Source organism: Kitasatospora arboriphila (assembly GCF_039528095.1).
Classification (GTDB): domain Bacteria; phylum Actinomycetota; class Actinomycetes; order Streptomycetales; family Streptomycetaceae; genus Kitasatospora; species Kitasatospora arboriphila.
On sequence record NZ_BAAALD010000124.1, the window covers coordinates 1 to 18,934 of the forward strand.

Genomic DNA, 18,934 nt, shown 5'->3' on the forward strand with positions numbered 1-18,934 from the left:
CGCCGATGGTACTGCAGGGGGGACCCTGTGGGAGAGTAGGACGCCGCCGAACAATCATTGAAAGAGAAGCCCCCTCCCCTTTGGGAGGGGGCTTTTCTGCGTTAACCTTCGCCAATGCAGAACCTGACGCTCACCTGGCAGGCCTCGGCCGGCGCATCCGCCGCGCTGTACGCCACGGCCTTCGCTGCCGGGCGGGCCCGTCGTACGACGTCGGCCGCCCTGCTGAGAGAGGCCGGCACGCTCCTCGCACTGTTCACGCTGTGGCAGGTAGTCGGCCACCTGTCGGTGATGAGCACCGACCACGCGCTGGACCGGGCGGAGTGGATCCACCGCACCGAGCTGGCCTTCGGTCTGCCCGACGAGGTGTCCTGGCAGCGGGCGGTGACGCCGCACCCGTGGCTCGTCCAGGGGGCGAACTACTACTACGCCACGATGCACTTCGGGGTGATGCTCGTCCTGCTCCTGTGGCTGTTCCTGAAGCACCGGGAGAACTACGCCTGGGTGCGGACGACGGTGGTGGCGACCACCGCGGCCTGCCTGCTCATCCAGTTCATTCCGGTGGCGCCGCCGCGGATGCTGCCGGGGAACGGCTTCGTGGACCTGGCGGTGCAGTACGGGCAGTCGGTGTACGGCGGTGCGGTGGCCGGCGTGGTGCCGGACCAGTTGTCGGCGATGCCCTCGGTGCACGTCGCCTGGTGCGTGATCGTGGCGGTGGCCGTGGTCGTGGTCGGGCGGAGCCGCTGGCGCTGGCTGGTGGTGCTGCACCCGGTGCTGACCGTGGTGGTGGTCGTGGTGACCGCCAACCACTTCTGGGCGGACGGGCTGGTCGCGGTCGCCCTGCTGCTGGTGGTCTACCTGGTGCAGCACGCCATGGCCGGCTGGCGTGGCCAGACCGGGGTGCCGGGCGTGGTGCGGGTTCGGCAGGAGGACGACCTCCGGGAGGCGGAGCAGCACAGCCCCGCCGTCCGCTGAGAGGCGGAGCAGGCGGGGCCGCGGGGATCGTGGTGCTGCCGGGATCCGGTACCGCGGTGACCGCGGGAACGGCTCCGGACACGGCGGTGGGCCGGGCCCCGTGGGGGAGAGGTCCGGCCCACCCGTTCTCGGGGGTTACTTGACCGGCAGTGCCGCGCGACCCCAGCCGCTGTTGGTCAGCGACGCGGTCGCCCAGTACCAGGACGCGAGGCCGGAGACGGCGGCGACCCAGCCGGCGAGCTTGCCGAGGCCGGAGCTGTCGCCGAACGCGGCGACCGCGCCCAGCAGCAGGGAGACCGTGAGCAGGCCGTAGACGGCGCGTCCCAGCCATCCGCCGCTGTTCCAGCTGGCGAGGGTGAGGGTGAGCGCCAGCAGCGCCCAGAGCAGCAGGAAGAGCCCCGCGGCGTTCTTGCCGGCGCCCTCCGCGGTCGACCAGGTCGCCCAGAAGGCGCCGAGGCCGGTGAACGCGGTGCCGGTGAAGCCCTCACCGACGTGGAGCTGCCACAGGCCCGCGACGAACAGCGCGATGCCGCCGACCAGGTGGGTGAGCGAGACGGCGTCCTTGACCCCGGCACCGCTGAGGGCGCCGGTGGAGAGCAGGCCGTATGCCAGAAGGGTCAGTCCGAGGGCCAGGTATCCGAGAGGACCCGCGTCGGCTCCTGCGGGTCGGGCGTCCGCCCCGGTAGCGACATTGCTCACCGGAGGCTCCTTTCACTGCGTGCCGGGATGGCGGCGTGTTCTGTGGGGGCGCACCGCGGCATGGGGGAGCGCGGTGCGTGACGGTGCACGGAGGTGCACGAGGACGTGCGGTGCGGTGCACGGAGAGGTGCGTGAGGTGCTGCGCGATGCCGGGCCGCGGGCGCACGGACGTGGACGTGCGGGCGGGTTCCGGCTGGTGAGGACCGGCGGCGCGGCCGTCGGTCGATGCCCCTCCGGGGTGTCCCCCGGTGATGGATGTGTACCCGGTCCCGGCGCCTTGTACCCTTGTGAATCACACAATTTGTGCAGTCGTCAGCTGTGCGGTGCCGCGGTCCGACCACGCGGTGAACGGGATTGAACGTTCCGGTGCCCGAAGCCCCGGGGCGGGGTGCCGTCAGGCGTGGCGCTGTTCGGGCACCCGCAGGGTGAGGATCGCCATGTCGTCGGAGGGCGGCTCGGGGGCGAACCGCTCGACGGCGCGCTGGACCCGGGCGGCGACCGCGCCGGCGGTCAACCCGGTGCAGCCGGTGAGGACTTCGGCCAGCCCGTCGTCGCCGAGCATCCGGCGGCCCTCGCGGCGTTCGGTGACGCCGTCGGTGACGCAGAGCAGGACCTCGCCCGGTGCGAGGACCAACTCCTCGGCGGTGAGGTCGAGTTCGTCCATGACGCCGAGCAGCGGTTGCGGCGAGGCGGCCTGGTCGACCTGCCCGTCGGTGCGCAGCCGCAGCGGCAGCGGGTGTCCGGCGCAGACCAGGGAGAGCGCGGTCGAGCCGTCCGGCCGGGGCGTCAACTCGCCGTACAGCAGGGTGAGGAAGCGGCTGCGGGTGCCCTCGCCGAGGATGGCGGAGTTCAGCCGGGCGAGGACCTGGGGGGCGTCGAGGCCCTCGCGGGCGAGCAGGCGCAGCGAGTTCCGGGCGAGGCCGGTGACCGAGGCGGCCTCCGGGCCGGTGCCGCAGACGTCGCCGATGGCGAAGCCGTAGGTGCCCTCGCGGATCGGGAAGATGTCGTAGAAGTCGCCGCCGACCTCGTTGCCCTCGCCAGCCGCCTGGTAGAAGACCTCGACCTCGACGCCGGGGATCTTGGGCAGTTCGGGCGGCAGCAGGGCGCGCTGGAAGGCCTGGCTGGTGGCGTTGCGCTCGGAGTACAGGCGGGAGTTGTCCAGGGCGAGCGCGGCGCGACGGGAGAGGTCCTCGGCGAGTTCGAGGATCTCCTGGCGGAAGCGGACGCCGCTGCCGACGCCGAGGACGAGCAGGCCGATGACCCGGTTGCGGGCGGCGAGCGGCAGGACGACGGTCTCGCCGAGCAGGCCGGCCAGGGCGGGGCCGTCGCTGAGGCCGAGGCTGCGGGCGGTCTCGGCGGGGGCCTTCCAGAAGCGGGCGCCGGCGGCGGGGACGGCCTCCGGGGCGGGCGTCTTGTCGAGGACGTCGCGCAGCGGGTCGATGCGGTCCTCGTCCTCGTGCAGCAGGAACGCGAGGTCGGCGCCGCCGTTCTGCTCGCCGGTGGTGTAGACGGCGCACCAGGCGGCGAGCTTGGGGACGGCCATCTGCGCCATGAGGGCGAGGGTCTGCTCGTGTTCGAGGGTGCCGGCGAGCAGGTCGGAGGCCTCGACGAGGAAGGAGAGCGAGCCGCGGCGCAGCTGTTCGAGCTCGGTGAGGCGGGCGCTCTCCAGGGCGAGGGCGATCCGGTCGGCGGCGAACTGCAGGCGCAGCGCGTCCTCGTTGTCGTAGCGGGCGGGGGCGCCGGCGGCGACGCCGAGGGAGCCGGTGAGCCGGCCCTCGACCTTGAGCGGGACGGTGATGAGGGAGCGCAGGCCGCTGCCGTTGAGCAGGGGTGCGGCGGAGGGGCGGACGGAGAGGTCCTCGTGGACGGCGGGGAGCCGGGCGGAGTCGTAGCGGCCGGCGCCGCCGTCGATCGGCAGGCGGGCGTAGCGGCGGCCGGAGCCGGGCAGGCCGGTGGCGGCGCGGACCTCGAACTCGGTCTCGTCGTCGGTGGTGAGCAGCAGGTAGGCGGCGTCGGCGTCGAGCAGGTCGCGGGCGCGGTCGACGATCCGCTGGAGGAGTCCGTCGAGGTCGCCGAGGTCGCCGGCGGAGAGCGGGCCGACGAGCAGGTCGAGGGGTTCGATCGCGGCGGGGACCTCGGCGGTGGTGCCGGGGCTGCGGAGCACGGCGCGGTCGCCGTCCCGGACGAGCAGGCAGAGCGTGGACGGGACGCCCTGGGCGTCGCGGAGGCGGACCTGGACGCCGTAGACCTCGACGATCCGGCCGTCGCCGGCGCGGACGCCGAAGGTGCCCTCCCAGCGGGCGAGCCGGAGGGTCTCGGCGAGGCCGAGGCCGGGGGAGGCCGGCCAGACGGCGAGGTCGGCCCAGGGCCGGCCGAGGGCCTGGTCGGGGGCCTGCCGGAAGAGCGCCTCGGCGTCCGGGTTCCAGCCGCGGACGGTGCCCTCGTCGTCGAGTTGGACGACGGCGACGCGCACCGGCCCGTCGGTGTCGGGGAGTTCGCCGCCGGGGAGGCTCGGCACGGCGTAGCGGGTGCCGTGGACGTGCTCGGGCAGGGCGAGCCGGAACCAGACGGTCTTGCGTCCGGCGGTGTACTCGACGCCCCAGCAGGAGGAGAGGGCGGAGCACATGAGCAGACCGCGGCCGCCCTCGCCGTCCGGGTCGGCGTAGCGGTCGGAGGCGGTGGGCACGTTGGCGAAGGCCGGCAGTCCGCGCTCGGGGTGGTGGTCGGTGACCTCGATGCGGACGGTCGACTCCTCGCGCACGCAGCCGACCTCGGCGGCGGTGCCGGCGTGCACCACGGCGTTGGTGACGAGTTCGCTGACCAGGACGACGGCGTCGTCGACGACCTCGGGCAGGCCCCAGCCGAGCAACGCGTCGCGGACGAAGCCGCGTGCGGCGGCGGCGGAGCGGCCGGCCGGTTCGAAGGTGGCGGCTGCGCGCGCGGTGACCACGTGCCCACGACTCCTCTGCTCTGGTCCGGTCTGCTGCGGTCCGGCTGTTCGGCCACCGGGGGGTCCGCCGCGGCGCCCGGTGCAGCGTTCCACCCTACTTTCCGCTTCGTTCCCCGCGGGGCCCGGGCGCCGAAACAGATCCCTGGGGGTGATTCTGCCCACGGATTCGGTGCGCGTGCGGTGAACGCTGCGCAAGCGGACGGACACCGGGCGCAGGTGCTGACAGACTGGGGGGTCCGCAGCACAGGACCGGCGACGTACGGTCGGGTGGGGTACCGGTACCGCCGACGGCGGCCGGGCTGCCCGAGCGGTACTGGAACGGTACCGGACAGTCACGATGTGGGAGGGTCCCGTTGAGTTCGGCCACCAAGGACGCCATCGCCACGACCGGGGACGCGGACCGCGCCGGCCACCGGGCCCGCGGCGTGCCTGGGCGGCGGTCCGGGCACGCCCGGGGTGCCGAGCCGGCCGACCTGCGCAAGCTGCTGGCCGCGCTGACCGCGATGCGGGACGGCAACTTCCGGCGGCGGCTGACCTTTCCCGGGGACGGGCCGCTGGCGGAGATCGCCGCGGTGTTCAACGAGGTCGCCGAGCGCAACCAGCACCTCACGGGCGAGCTGGCGCGGGTGCGTCGGGCGGTCGGCCGGGAGGGCCGGCTCTCCGAGCGGCTGGAGGCGGGTGTCGGCGAGGGCGCCTGGATGGCCGCCATCGACAACTGCAACGCGCTGATCGACGACCTGGCCCGGCCGATGGCCGAGGTGGGCCGGGTGCTGACCTCCATCGCGGAGGGCGACCTGGACCAGCGGATGGAGCTCCGCTCGGTGCACACCAGCGGGGCGAGCTACCCGCTGCGCGGCGAGTTCCTGAAGGTGGGCCGCACCGTCAACGGGCTGGTGGACCAGCTGTCGGAGTTCACCGACGAGGTGACCCGGGTGGCGATCGAGGTGGGCACCGACGGCAAGCTGGGCGGCCAGGCCCGGGTGCGCAGCGTCTCGGGCAGCTGGAAGGACCTGGCGGACTCGGTCAACACCATGGCCGGGCGGCTGACGGCGCAGGTGCGCAACATCGCCGAGGTGACGACGGCGGTGGCCAAGGGCGACCTGTCGCGGAAGGTCACGGTCGACGTGGCCGGCGAGATGCTGGAGCTGAAGAACACCGTCAACACGATGGTGGACCAGCTGAACTCCTTCGCCGCGCAGGTGACGACGGTGGCGCGCGACGTGGGCACCGAGGGCCGCCTCGGCGGTCAGGCGCAGGTGCCCGGCGTGGCCGGCGTGTGGCGCGACCTCACCGACTCGGTGAACTTCATGGCGGCGAACCTGACGGCGCAGGTGCGCAACATCGCCGAGGTGACGACGGCGGTCGCCAAGGGCGACCTGTCGCGCAAGATCGAGGTGGACGCGCGCGGCGAGATCCTGGAGCTGAAGAACACCATCAACACGATGGTCGACCAGCTGTCCGGGTTCGCGGAACAGGTGACGAGGGTGGCCCGCGCGGTCGGCACCGAGGGCATCCTCGGCGGCCAGGCGCAGGTGCCGGGCGTGGCGGGCGTCTGGAAGGACCTCACCGAGAACGTCAACTCGATGGCGAACAACCTGACCAGCCAGGTGCGCAACATCGCCCAGGTGACGACCGCGGTCGCCAAGGGCGACCTGTCGCAGAAGATCCAGGTGGACGCCCGCGGCGAGATCCTGGAGCTGAAGAACACCATCAACACGATGGTCGACCAGCTCGGCGCGTTCGCCGACGAGGTGACCAGGGTCGCCCGGGACGTGGGCACCGAGGGCATCCTCGGCGGCCAGGCCAGCGTGCCGGGGGTGTCCGGCACCTGGAAGGACCTCACCAACAGCGTCAACCTGATGGCGAACAACCTCACCAGCCAGGTGCGCAACATCGCCGAGGTGACGACGGCGGTCGCCCGCGGCGACGTCTCCAAGAAGATCACCGTCGACGCCAAGGGCGAGATCCGCGAGCTGGTGACGACCGTCAACACGATGGTCGACCAGCTGTCGGCGTTCGCGGACGAGGTGACCCGGGTCTCCCGCGAGGTGGGCACCGAGGGCATCCTCGGCGGCCAGGCCCGGGTGCGCGGGGTCTCCGGCATCTGGCGGGACCTCACCGACAACGTCAACTTCATGGCGTCCAACCTGACCAGCCAGGTCCGCAACATCGCCGAGGTCGCCTCCGCGGTGGCCCGCGGCGACCTGTCGAAGAAGATCACCATCGAGGCGCAGGGCGAGGTCAAGGCGCTCGCCAGCACCATGAACACGATGGTCGACCAGCTGTCGGCGTTCGCCGTCGAGGTGACCCGGGTGGCCCGCGAGGTGGGCACCGACGGCACCCTGGGCGGCCAGGCCTCGGTGCCGGGCGTCGGCGGCATCTGGAAGGACCTCACCGACAACGTCAACCTGATGGCCAACAACCTCACCGGCCAGGTGCGCAACATCGCCCTGGTCATCACGGCGGTGGCCCGCGGCGACCTGTCGCAGAAGATCGACGTCGACGTGCGCGGCGAGATCCTGGAGCTCAAGACCAGCATCAACACGATGGTCGACCAGCTGTCCTCGTTCGCCGACGAGGTCACCCGCGTCGCCCGCGAGGTGGGCACCGACGGCCGGCTGGGCGGCCAGGCCCGCGTACCGGGTGTCGCCGGCCGCTGGCAGGACCTCACCGAGTCGGTGAACGAGCTGGCGAACAACCTGACCCGGCAGGTCCGCGCGATCGCCCAGGTGGCCACCGCGGTGACCCGCGGCGACCTGTCCCCGCGGATCGACGTGGACGCGTCCGGCGAGCTCGACGAGCTCAAGGACAACATCAACCAGATGATCGCCAACCTGCGCGAGACCACCCGCACCAACAAGGACCAGGACTGGCTGAAGACCAACCTGGCCCGGATGTCCGGTCTGCTGCAGGGCCGCCGCGACCTGGAGGCCGTCGCCTCGCTCATCATGACCGAGCTGACCCCGGTGGTCTCGGCCCAGCACGGCGCCTTCTTCCTCGCCCAGCCCTCCGGGCGGACGGCCGAACTGGTCACCGAGGACGACGACGAGAACGACACCGTGCTGCGCCTGATCGGCAGCTACGGCTACCAGCGGCGCACCATGCCGACGACCTTCCGGCCCGGCGAGGGCCTGGTCGGCCAGGTCGCGGTGGAGCGCCGCTCGATCGTGATCAGCCACACCCCGCCCGGCTACCTGAAGATCGCCTCCGGGCTGGGCGAGGCCTCCCCGGCGCACGTGGTGGTGCTGCCGGTGCTGTTCGAGGGCCGGCTGCTCGGCGTGATCGAGCTGGCCTCGTTCAGCGCCTTCACCGCCGTCGCGCTGGACTTCCTGAACCAGATCGCCGACCTGATCGGCGTCACCGTCAACACCATCAGCGTCAACACCAAGACCGAGGGCCTGCTCCTGGAGTCGCAGCGGCTCACCGCCGAACTCTCCATGCGGTCCGCCGAGTTGGAGGCCCGCCAGGAGGAGCTGGAGCGCACCAACGAGGAGCTCCAGGAGAAGGCCGAGCAGCTCGCCCAGCAGAACCGCGACATCGAGATCAAGAACAGCGAGATCGAGGAGGCCCGGCAGATCCTGGAGGAGCGCGCCGAGCAGCTCGCCCTCGCCTCCCGCTACAAGAGCGAGTTCCTCGCCAACATGTCGCACGAGCTGCGCACCCCGCTGAACTCGCTGCTGATCCTCGCCAAGCTGCTCTCGGACAACAACGAGGGCAACCTGTCGCCCAAGCAGGTCGAGTTCGCCGAAACGATCCACGGCGCGGGTTCCGACCTGCTGCAGCTGATCAACGACATCCTGGACCTGTCCAAGGTCGAGGCGGGCAAGATGGACGTCCGCCCCGCCCGGATCGCCCTGGTGCAGCTGGTCGACTACGTCGAGGCGGCGTTCCGGCCGCTCGCCGAGGACAAGAGCCTGGACTTCGCCGTCCGGGTCACCGACGACCTGCCGGTCACCCTGCACACCGACGAGCAGCGCCTCCAGCAGGTGCTGCGCAACCTGCTCTCCAACGCGGTGAAGTTCACCGACGCGGGCGCCGTCGACCTGCTGATCCGCCCGGTCACCAACGGCGACGTGCCGCAGCACGTCCGCGAGCAGCTGCTGGAGGCCGACGCGATCGGCGACCCGGACGAGGCACTGATCGCCTTCTCCGTCTCCGACACCGGCATCGGCATCCCCGGGAACAAGCTCCGGGAGATCTTCGAGCCGTTCCGGCAGGCCGACGGCGGCACCAGCCGCAAGTACGGCGGCACCGGCCTCGGCCTGTCGATCAGCCGGGAGATCGCCCGGCTGCTCGGCGGCGAGATCCACGCCGAGAGCGAGCTCGGCCGCGGCTCGACCTTCACCCTCTACCTGCCGCTGCGCGCCGACGAGCCGGCCGCCGCCCCGCTGGACCGCCCGGCGGGCCAGGCGGTGCGCGCCGCGGTCGGCGTCACCCCGGTCGGGATGCCGGTGCCGGTCGGCGAGAACCCGGCGGAGCACTGGGCCCAGGAGGTCCGCGAGCTGGCCGAGGAACGCCGCCGGGGCGCCGCCGAGCGGCGCCGCGCCGTCGAGGGCCGCACCCCGCGGCGGGCCCTGGAGGGCCGCAGCGCCGCGGAGCCCGCCGTCGCCGATCGCGAGCAGTTCCCGCGCCAGCCCGAACGGCCCGCGGACCGCGCCGGGGCCGGCCAGTTCCAGGGCCGCTTCGAGGGCCAGCGGGTGCTGATCGTCGACGACGACATCCGCAACGTCTTCGCCCTCACCAGCGTGCTGGAGGAGTACGGACTGGCCGTGCTCTACGCGGAGAACGGCCGCGAGGGCATCGAGGTGCTGGAGCAGCACGAGGACGTCGCCCTGGTGCTGATGGACATCATGATGCCGGAGATGGACGGCTACGCGACCACCGAGGCGATCCGTCGGATGCCGCAGTTCGCGGGGCTGCCGATCATCGCGCTGACCGCCAAGGCGATGAAGGGGGACCGCGAGAAGAGCCTGGAGGCGGGGGCGAACGACCACGTCACCAAGCCCGTCGAGACCGACCACCTGCTGGCGGTCATGCGCCAGTGGCTGGCGGTCGGGTAGCCGCCAGGTCCACCGGTCGGTCCGTACTGGCGGGTCCGGCCGGGAACCCGGTAGTGTGCCGCAATCGTTGCGAACGGTGACCGAACGGTGACTCGGCGTCCCGGGTCGGCGAGCCCGGCGGCCCGAGTTGCCGGGAGCGATGTGGCGGGCGAGGGGGTACGGCTAGCATGACCGGGTCAGTAGTGGGCGGCACGGGCGTGCCGACCCTGGGCAGGCAACCGGCAGGAGGGCGGGTCCTGGTGCAGAAGGCGAAGATCCTTCTGGTCGACGATCGGCCGGAGAACCTGCTGGCGCTGGAGGCCATCCTCTCCGCGCTGGACCAGACGCTGGTCCGGGCCTCGTCCGGCGAGGAGGCACTCAAGGCGCTGCTCACCGACGACTTCGCCGTGATCCTGCTGGACGTCCAGATGCCCGGCATGGACGGCTTCGAGACGGCCGCGCACATCAAGCGCCGCGAACGCACCCGCGACATCCCGATCATCTTCCTGACCGCGATCAACCACGGGCCGCACCACACCTTCCGCGGCTACGCGGCCGGCGCGGTGGACTACATCTCCAAGCCCTTCGACCCGTGGGTGCTGCGCGCCAAGGTCTCCGTCTTCGTCGACCTCTACATGAAGAACTGCCAGCTCAAGGAGCAGGCCGCGCTGCTGCGCCTGCAGCTGGAGGCGGGCGAGGCCCCGGCCATCGGCGGCGCCCTGCTCGGCGAGCTCTCCGCCCGGCTGGCGACGGTCGAGGAGCAGGCGGAGGCCCTCACCAAGCAGCTCGACGGCACCTCGGAGACGGCGGCCGCCGCGGGCGCCGCCCATCTGGAGAGCAAACTCGCCGGCCTGCGCCGCGCCCTCGACGCCCTGCGCCCCGGCTCGTCCTGACGGCCCGCCGGGCGCCGGCCCGCATCCACCCGGTCGGGTGACACGGCGGCCGTGACAGGACGTCGGCGACACGCCGCCCTGCTCGCGCTCGGTCACATGTGCAGGCGTGCCGGCCGCCGGTAGGCTGCTGTGCCATGGCCACACGTACGCCCGGAAGCCAGGCACGCAACCCGAAGCCCGGGCCGGCCAAGAAGGCGCCGGCCAAGAAGGCCGCCGCCACGCCCGCGGCGCCGCGCAAGGCGGCCGCGAAGAGGGCGCCCGCCAAGAAGGCCGCGGCACCCGCCCCGCCGCCGCCCCGGCCGATACTCTTCCGCGCCGTCCGGGCCGTCTGGCTCGGCCTCGCGCACTCCGTCGGCGCGCTCTTCCGCGGCTTCGGCCACGGCGCCCGCAACCTCGACCCGGCCCACCGCAAGGACGGCGTGGCGCTGATGCTGCTCGCCCTGGCACTGGTCACCGCGGCCGGCACCTGGTTCAGCCCGCAGGGCTGGCTCGGCGAGGCCGCCACCAACGTCGTCTCCGGGCTGTTCGGCCGGCTCGACGTGCTGGTGCCCTTCCTGCTCGGCGGCGTCTCGGTGCGGCTGATGCGGCATCCCGAGGTGCCGGAGGCCAACGGCCGGATCGTGATCGGCCTGACCGCGCTGGTCGTCGGCGTCCTCGGCCTGGTCCACATCGGCTGCGGAGCACCCGTCATGTCCAGCGGGGCGTCCCGGATACGGGCGGCCGGCGGCATCGTCGGCTGGGCCGCCTCCACGCCGATGATGGCCGCCGCCGGACCGCCGCTCGCCGTGCCGCTGCTGATCCTGCTCGCCTTCTTCGGCCTGCTCGTGGTCACCGCCACCCCGGTCAACAAGATCCCCGAGCGGCTGCGCGGCCTCGGCGAGCGGCTCGGCGTGGTCGAGCCGGCCCTCGCCGGGGCCCCCGGCGCGGACGGCTCCGCGGCCGCCGGCACCTCCCGCGAGCACTCCACCGAGCCGCCCGAGGACGCCGACCCCGAGGCGCTGCCCTTCACCATCGACGACGAGGACGCCCCGCCCCGCAGGCGCCGCCGCCGCAAGCAGGTCGACGACCCGGAACTCGCCTCGGCCGTCCCCGACATGTTCGTCAAGGACCCGTACGAGACCCGCGACCTCGCCGCCGGCGTCGCCGCGGACCTCGACGGCGCCCTGCTGTACGGCGTCCCGGGCTCGCCCGCGGTCGCCAGCATGCTCCACCAGGTCAAGGACAACACCGCCCCGCCGGAGGAGCCCGCGGTGCCCGCCGCCCGCTCCGAGGGGGCGCCCGAGGGCCACGGCCCGGCGCCGGTGCGGATGGAGCAGCTCACCCTCGCCGGGGACATCGCGTACTCCCTGCCGCCGCTGGACCTGCTGGAGCAGGGCGCCCCGGCGAAGGCCCGCTCCCGGCTCAACGACGAGGTCGTCGCCCAGCTCACCGGCGTTTTCGCGGAGTTCAAGGTGGACGCCCGGGTCACCGGCTTCACCCGCGGCCCGACGGTCACCCGCTACGAGGTCGAGCTCGGCCCCGCCGTGAAGGTCGAGCGGATCACCGCGCTGGCCAAGAACATCGCCTACGCCGTCGCCAGCCCGGACGTGCGGATCATCTCGCCGATCCCCGGCAAGTCCGCGGTCGGCGTGGAGATCCCCAACCGGGACCGCGAGATGGTCAACCTCGGCGACCTGCTGCGCTCGCGCGCCGCGGCCGAGGACGACCACCCGATGGTCGTCGGCATGGGCAAGGACGTCGAGGGCCACACGGTGATGGCCAACCTCGCGAAGATGCCGCACATCCTGGTCGCCGGCGCCACCGGCGCGGGCAAGTCCTCGTGCATCAACTGCCTGATCACCTCCGTCCTCGTCCGCTCCACCCCGGACGAGGTGCGGATGGTGCTGGTCGACCCCAAGCGCGTCGAACTGACCGCGTACGAGGGGATCCCGCACCTGATCACGCCGATCATCACCAACCCGAAGAAGGCCGCCGAGGCCCTCCAGTGGGTGGTGCGCGAGATGGACATGCGCTACGACGACCTGGCCGCGTTCGGCTTCCGGCACGTCGACGACTTCAACGCCGCGGTCCGCTCCGGCAGGCTCAAGCCGCCGCTCGGCAGCGAGCGCGAGCTGACGCCGTATCCGTACCTGCTGGTCATCGTCGACGAGCTGGCCGACCTCATGATGGTCGCGCCGCGGGACGTCGAGGACTCGGTCGTGCGCATCACCCAGCTCGCCCGTGCGGCCGGCATCCACCTGGTGCTCGCCACCCAGCGGCCCTCGGTGGACGTGGTCACCGGCCTGATCAAGGCCAACGTGCCGTCCCGGCTCGCCTTCGCCACCTCGGCGATGGCCGACTCCCGGGTCATCCTCGACCAGCCCGGTGCGGAGAAGCTGATCGGCAAGGGCGACGCGCTCTTCCTGCCGATGGGCGCCTCCAAGCCGGTCCGCATGCAGGGCGCGTTCGTCACCGAGGCGGAGATCGCCAAGGTCGTCCAGCACTGCAAGGACCAGATGGGCGCCGTCTACCGGGACGACGTCACGGTCGGCGGCGGCCCCAAGAAGGAGATCGACGAGGAGATCGGCGACGACCTCGACCTGCTGATCCAGGCCGCGGAGCTGGTCGTCTCCACCCAGTTCGGCTCGACCTCGATGCTCCAGCGCAAGCTGCGGGTCGGCTTCGCCAAGGCCGGCCGGCTGATGGACCTGATGGAGTCCCGGGGCATCGTCGGCCCCAGCGAGGGCTCCAAGGCGCGCGACGTCCTGGTCAAGCCGGACGAACTGGACGGTGTCCTGCTGACACTCCGTGGATGAGCCGCCTCTCACTCGTTCGGAGGAATGTGATAAGTAGGGGGAACCGCGCCGAGCAGTCGGCGCGTCCCTATCGGGGCGGGGACGAATTGTGCACCCGGCCTGCGCTGACCTGCCGTCAGACGCGGCCGGCAAGCCGCCCACGTTCGGGCCTATTCCGCTTGAGATTCGTTCCACTCCCGCCCCTAGACTGTTTTCTCAGCAGGTGGCCAACGCTCGAAAGGCGCGTCCAGTGACCATCGGCAAGTCCCCCGACCGTGGCAGCAGCCGGCCCTCCGCCCGCACGTCCCGGAACGAACCGGGGCAGCCGGCGCCGGCGGCCGACCAGCCAGCCGCTGACCTCCCGAGCATCGGTCGTGTGCTCACCACCGCCCGCATCGACGCCGGCCTGACCGTCGATCAGGTGAGTACGAGCACCCGCGTCCGCGTCCCCATCGTCCACGCCATCGAGCAGGACGACTTCTCCCGCTGTGGCGGCGACTTCTACGCCCGCGGCCACATCCGCGCCCTGGCCCGCGCCGTCGGCGTCGACGGCGAGGACCTCGTGGCCCGCTACGACGCGGCGCACGGCGGCTCGCCCGCCGACCGCCGCCCGACCCAGCTGCTCGACACCGCCCCGATCAAGGTCAACGACCACCGCCGGCCGAACTGGACCACCCCGATGGTGGTCGCCATCCTCGCCGTGGTCGCCCTGATCGGCTTCAACCTGTTCGGCGGCCACTCCAACGCCCCCGCCACCGGTGCCGCCAGCTCCCCGCTGGCCAGCGCCGCCGGCTCCGCCCCCGCCGGCTCGTCCGCCCAGCCCCCGGCCCCGGCCCCGAGCCTCGCCCCGATCGCCGCGGCCCCGGCCGACAAGGTCACCGTGAAGCTCGTCGCCGAGAAGGCCACCAGCTGGGTCTCCGCCAAGGACGGCAAGGGCAAGGCTCTGTTCTCCAACAACCTGGAGACCGGCCAGGACCAGACCTTCACCGACCCCAAGCAGATCAGCCTGGTGCTCGGCAACGCCGGCGCCGTGCACGTGTACGTCAACGGCAAGGACCTCGGTCCGGCCGGTGCCGACGGCCAGGTGGTGCACGTCACGTACACCCCTGGAGACCCGCAGGCGGGCTGAGTCGGGGCGACGGATCGGCGCGCACGGCCTCCGGGGCGAACGGCACCGGGGGCCGCGCGTTAATCTTGGCGTCATGCCTGAACGCCGTACTGTCGCCCTTGTCACGCTCGGATGCGCCCGCAACGAGGTGGACTCCGAGGAACTCGCCGGGCGACTGGAGGCGGACGGCTGGCAGCTGGTCGACGACGCAGCCGACGCCGACGTCGCCGTCGTCAACACCTGCGGGTTCGTCGAAGCCGCCAAGAAGGACTCCGTCGACGCCCTGCTGGAGGCCAACGACCTCAAGGGGCACGGCCGCACCCAGGCCGTCGTCGCGGTCGGCTGCATGGCCGAGCGCTATGGCAAGGAGCTCGCCGACGCCCTGCCCGAGGCCGACGGCGTGCTCGGCTTCGACGACTACACCGACATCTCCAGCCGGCTGCAGACCATCCTCTCCGGCGGCCACGTCGAGGCCCACACCCCGCGGGACCGCCGCAAGCTGCTGCCGCTGACCCCGGTCGAGCGCCAGGCCGCCGCCGCCGAGGTCGCCCTGCCCGGCCACGGGGCCCCCGAGGACCTCCCCGAGGGCGTCGCCCCGGCCTCCGGCCCCCGCACCCTGCGCAAGCGGCTCGACGACAGCCCGGTCGCCTCGATCAAGCTGGCCTCCGGCTGCGACCGGCGGTGCTCCTTCTGCGCCATCCCGGCCTTCCGCGGCTCGTTCATCTCCCGCCGCCCCTCCGACGTGCTGAACGAGGCCCGCTGGCTGGCCGAGCAGGGCGTCCGCGAGGTCGTGCTGGTCAGCGAGAACAACACCTCGTACGGCAAGGACCTCGGCGACATCCGCCTGCTGGAGACCCTGCTCGCCGAGATCGCCGACATCGACGGGATCGAGCGCATCCGGGTCAGCTACCTGCAGCCCGCCGAGATGCGGCCCGGCCTGATCGACGCCATGACCTCGATCGACAAGGTCGTGCCCTACTTCGACCTGTCCTTCCAGCACTCCGCGCCGGCCGTGCTCCGCCGGATGCGCCGCTTCGGCTCCACCGACCAGTTCCTGGAGCTGCTGGACGGCATCCGCGCCAAGGCCCCGCAGGCCGGCGCCCGCTCCAACTTCATCGTCGGCTTCCCCGGCGAGACCGAGGAGGACTTCGCCGAGCTGGAGCGCTTCGTCTCCGGCGCCCGCCTCGACGCGATCGGCGTCTTCGGCTACTCCGACGAGGAGGGCACCGAGGCCGCGACGCTCGACGGCAAGCTGCCCGAGGACGTCGTCGCCGACCGCCTCGCCAAGCTCTCCCGGCTGGCCGAGGAGCTCACCGCCCAGCGCGCCGAGGAGCGGATCGGCACCGAGGTGCTGGTCCTCGTCGAGTCCGTCGAGGACGGCACCGTCGAGGGCCGCTCCGCCCACCAGGCCCCGGAGACCGACGGCCTCACCACCCTGCTCGGCGCGGACGACGCCGAGGTCGGCCGGTTCTACCGGGCCGTGGTGGTCGCCGCCGAGGGTGTCGACCTGGTCGCCGAGGTCGTCGGCGCCGAGGCCCCAGGAGCGGACGCGTGACCAAGGGGCCCGGCGCCCCGACGGCGGCCCCGCCCGGCCGCCCCGGGGCCGCGCCGTCGCCGCAGCCGGGCCTCTGGAACATCGCCAACGTCCTGACGATGGTCCGCCTGCTGCTGGTGCCGGTCTTCGTGCTGCTGCTCTTCGCGGACGGCGGCCACGACCCCAAGTGGCGCTCGGTCGCCTGGGCCTCCTTCGCCATCGCCATGATCACGGACGTCTTCGACGGCGAGCTCGCCCGCCGCAAGGGCCTGATCACCGACTTCGGCAAGATCGCCGACCCGATCGCCGACAAGGCGATCATGGGTGCCGCGCTGATCGGCCTCTCGATCCTCGGTGACCTGCCCTGGTGGATCACCGTGGTCATCCTCGCCCGCGAACTCGGCATCACCCTGATGCGGTTCTGGGTCATCCGGTACGCCGTCATCCCGGCCAGCCGCGGCGGCAAGCTCAAGACCCTCACCCAGGGCATCGCGGTCGGCATGTACGTGCTGGTGCTGACCGGCCCGCTGGCCACCGCCCGCGCCGTCGTCATGGGCGCGGCCGTGCTGCTCACCGTCGCCACCGGCCTCGACTACGTCGGCCAGGCGGTCCGGCTGAGGCGCGAGGGCCTGGCCGAGCAGCGCGCCGCCGCACGGGAGGCCACCGGCCGATGAGCACCCCCGACGGCGGTGCGGCGCAGCACGCGGCGCAGGACGGCAGCGCCGGTGACGGGCTCGCGGAGCGGGTGCACGCCGCGCTCCGCGGGCGGAGCGCCACCGTCGCCGTCGCCGAGTCGCTGACCGGGGGTCTGCTGGCGGCCGCTCTGGTCGACGTCCCCGGCGCCTCCGCCACCTTCCGAGGCTCCGTCACCGCGTACGCCACGGACCTCAAGGCGTCCGTGCTGGGCGTGGACGAGGGGCTGCTGGCCGTGCACGGCCCCGTCCATCCGGTGGTGGCCCGCCAGATGGCCGAGGGCGTACGGGCACTGCTCGGTGCCACCTACGGACTCGCCACCACCGGGGTGGCCGGACCGGAGCCGCAGGACGGCGTGCCGGTCGGCACCGTCCACATCGGATTCGCCGGTCCTGCGGGAACACGGGCCGACTCCCGGGTGTTGTCGGGGCAACGTGCAATCATCCGTCGCAGGACGGTGGCAGCCGCTCTGGAGCTGCTGCTCGAGCGCCTAGCGAGTGACGGCCCGTCGCGCTGAGCTTTCCCGAAATCTCCGAATCGGCCGCCCGAGCTGGAGGATCGTGTTACAGCACAGGCCCAGGGCGGGCAGAACAGAGCCAAGCCGAGTCACCGCGTGGCGACGCCACGGGCCCGGACGACGCGCAGCGGACGCCCGGGCGGGGCACAGAACGGGAGGGGACAGCCTTGCAGCCCAGAGTGAACACGACCACGGTCCCCGCACGCGATGCGGACGAGGCGGTACGGTGGGGTCGTGACATCTCGATCCGCAGTCCGAGGAGGGAGGCACCGATGATCCTGCTCCGTCGCCTGCTGGGCGATGTGCTGCGTCGGCAGCGCCAGCGCCAGGGCCGCACACTCCGCGAGGTGTCGGCGGCCGCCAGGGTTTCGCTCGGCTACCTCTCCGAGGTGGAGCGGGGGCAGAAGGAGGCTTCCTCCGAGCTGCTCTCCGCCATCTGCGACGCGCTCGATGTCCGGATGTCCGAGGTCATGCGCGAGGTCAGCGACGAGCTGTCCCTCGCCGAACTTGCGGCGATGGCCACCCTCTCGGAGGGTGATCTGCTGAGGCCGGTCCTCGAACCGGTTCCGCTGCCGGCCCCCGGTGTCGATCGGGTCGGCACGACCGTGCCCAAGGCAGCAGCCATGGACGTGGTCGCGGCCTGACCGGACCTCGCCCTCCCCGACCAGGGGAGCGAGTGAAGGAGGCCCCGGTGCGCAGAGTCGTTACGGCACGAGCCCAGGTGCTCGTCAGGGCGGCCGGGCGGGCCCACCTGAGGTGGGTCGGCCCGGCCGCCCTGCTGTGTGCGGCCACCGGATGGTGGCTGTTCGGCCCCGGCGCGGCGGGCGACGGCCCGGCGCTCGGCATACTCGCCGCCGGCGGCTGGGGACTGGGGCTGCTGCCCGTCCACACCGACCGCCGGCTGACCGGCCCGGCCCGCCGCCGCACCATCCCGCCGGACCAGGACGGCCTCGGCCCGGCGGCCTAGGGCCCTGTCTTCAACGGCGTACGGATGCCACACAGGGGCGCGTGGGGTGCCCCCAGCGCCCCTGAACCGACCGCCCGAGCGCCCCGGGGGCTATTGGGGGCGGAGGCGGTAGCCGCGGGGGGTGGGGTGGAAGCCGGCGGCCTCCAGGACGGGACCGAGCGGTGAGGTGAGGGCCGGCTCGCCGTCGGCGCGCTCCACCGTGACGCTGCCGAGCGCCCCCTCGCGGGCCGCCCGCCCCAGGGCCTGCGCGGCCGTCGCCAGCACTTCGCCCTCCGCCCAGGACAGCAGCGACTTGCCGCCGCGCTCCACGTACAGCACCAGCTCGCCGTCGACCAGGACGACCAGGGCGCCGGCCTTGCGCCCGGGGCGGTGGGCGGAGCCCTTCGCGGGGGAGGCACCCGGTGGTTCGGGCCAGTCCAGGGCCGCGCCGTAGGCGTTGGCCGGGTCGGCGGCGGCCAGCACCAGCGCCTCCGGCTGGTCGGCGCTGCCCGGCCCGGCCGTCCAGCCCTGCGCCCCGGCGCGCTCCAGTCGTCCGCTGACCGAGCGCAGCCGGTCCGCGGCGCCGTCCATCGCGAACTGGGAGCCGCCCAGCCCCTCGACGAAGTACCCGCGGCGGGCCCGGCCGCGCTCCTCGAAGGCGGAGAGCACCCGGTAGACGCCGGCGAAGCCGCCGGGGACGCGCTCGGCGGCGACGGTGCCGCGGGTGAGGACGCCGTGCCGGTCGAGCAGGCTCTGCGCCAGGAACGCGGCCCGGGCGAGCGCCTCGGGCGGGGGCTCCGGGAGGAGCG

At 73.0% G+C, this 18,934-nt stretch carries 13 protein-coding genes; 10 read left to right on the plus strand and 3 right to left on the minus strand.

Annotated features, from left to right (window positions below; genetic code table 11):
- Nucleotides 1–114 precede the first annotated feature (114 nt).
- Nucleotides 115–972 carry a phosphatase PAP2 family protein gene (locus ABD353_RS35715; protein WP_344627875.1) on the plus strand — a complete coding sequence of 286 codons (858 nt, stop codon included), beginning with the start codon at nucleotides 115–117 and terminating at the stop codon, nucleotides 970–972.
- 135 nt (nucleotides 973–1,107) lie between these two features.
- Here ABD353_RS35715 and ABD353_RS35720 read toward each other — a convergent pair whose 3' ends face one another.
- The gene (locus ABD353_RS35720; RefSeq protein ID WP_344627876.1) at nucleotides 1,108–1,671 is read right to left on the minus strand and encodes an acetate uptake transporter; all 564 of its coding nucleotides are present in this window, start codon (nucleotides 1,669–1,671) and stop codon (nucleotides 1,108–1,110) included.
- Nucleotides 1,672–2,065: 394 nt separating this feature from the next.
- Nucleotides 2,066–4,621: a SpoIIE family protein phosphatase gene (locus ABD353_RS35725; protein ID WP_344627877.1), complete on the minus strand. Its 2,556-nt coding sequence runs from the start codon at nucleotides 4,619–4,621 to the stop codon at nucleotides 2,066–2,068.
- 503 nt (nucleotides 4,622–5,124) lie between these two features.
- Between ABD353_RS35725 and ABD353_RS35730 the strand changes: the two genes are divergently transcribed.
- The 9 genes from ABD353_RS35730 (at nucleotide 5,125) to ABD353_RS35770 (ending at nucleotide 18,146) form a co-directional block, all read left to right on the plus strand.
- A complete protein-coding gene (locus ABD353_RS35730; RefSeq protein ID WP_425555322.1) occupies nucleotides 5,125–9,681 on the plus strand; it encodes a HAMP domain-containing protein in 4,557 nt (1,518 codons plus the stop codon).
- Between the two features lie 236 nt (nucleotides 9,682–9,917).
- Nucleotides 9,918–10,553, plus strand: coding sequence for a response regulator (locus ABD353_RS35735; protein ID WP_344627886.1), 636 nt, complete (start codon nucleotides 9,918–9,920; stop codon nucleotides 10,551–10,553).
- Between the two features lie 134 nt (nucleotides 10,554–10,687).
- Nucleotides 10,688–13,348, plus strand: a complete 2,661-nt coding sequence (locus tag ABD353_RS35740; RefSeq protein WP_344627878.1) for a DNA translocase FtsK — start codon at nucleotides 10,688–10,690, stop codon at nucleotides 13,346–13,348.
- A gap of 229 nt (nucleotides 13,349–13,577) precedes the next feature.
- On the plus strand, nucleotides 13,578–14,456 hold the full coding sequence (locus ABD353_RS35745; protein ID WP_425555320.1) for a helix-turn-helix domain-containing protein: 879 nt from the start codon (nucleotides 13,578–13,580) through the stop codon (nucleotides 14,454–14,456).
- Nucleotides 14,457–14,529: 73 nt separating this feature from the next.
- A complete protein-coding gene (rimO, locus tag ABD353_RS35750; RefSeq protein WP_344627880.1) occupies nucleotides 14,530–15,990 on the plus strand; it encodes a 30S ribosomal protein S12 methylthiotransferase RimO in 1,461 nt (486 codons plus the stop codon).
- Nucleotides 15,987–16,643 (plus strand): CDP-diacylglycerol--glycerol-3-phosphate 3-phosphatidyltransferase, encoded by a 657-nt coding sequence (pgsA, locus tag ABD353_RS35755; RefSeq protein ID WP_344627881.1) that lies wholly within the window; start codon nucleotides 15,987–15,989, stop codon nucleotides 16,641–16,643. Before rimO ends, pgsA begins: the two co-directional genes overlap by 4 nt.
- The gene (locus ABD353_RS35760; RefSeq protein ID WP_344627882.1) at nucleotides 16,640–17,179 is read left to right on the plus strand and encodes a CinA family protein; all 540 of its coding nucleotides are present in this window, start codon (nucleotides 16,640–16,642) and stop codon (nucleotides 17,177–17,179) included. The genes pgsA and ABD353_RS35760 overlap by 4 nt, the downstream gene beginning before the upstream one ends.
- 272 nt (nucleotides 17,180–17,451) lie before the next feature.
- Complete coding sequence (locus ABD353_RS35765) at nucleotides 17,452–17,823, plus strand: helix-turn-helix domain-containing protein (protein WP_344627883.1); 372 nt, start codon at nucleotides 17,452–17,454, stop codon at nucleotides 17,821–17,823.
- A gap of 47 nt (nucleotides 17,824–17,870) precedes the next feature.
- Nucleotides 17,871–18,146, plus strand: a complete 276-nt coding sequence (locus ABD353_RS35770; protein ID WP_344627884.1) for a hypothetical protein — start codon at nucleotides 17,871–17,873, stop codon at nucleotides 18,144–18,146.
- Between the two features lie 90 nt (nucleotides 18,147–18,236).
- On the opposite strand, the gene ABD353_RS35775 is transcribed toward ABD353_RS35770, so the two are convergent.
- The coding region (locus ABD353_RS35775) for an Lhr family helicase (RefSeq protein WP_425555321.1) at nucleotides 18,237–18,934 on the minus strand (698 nt) is incomplete at its 5' end.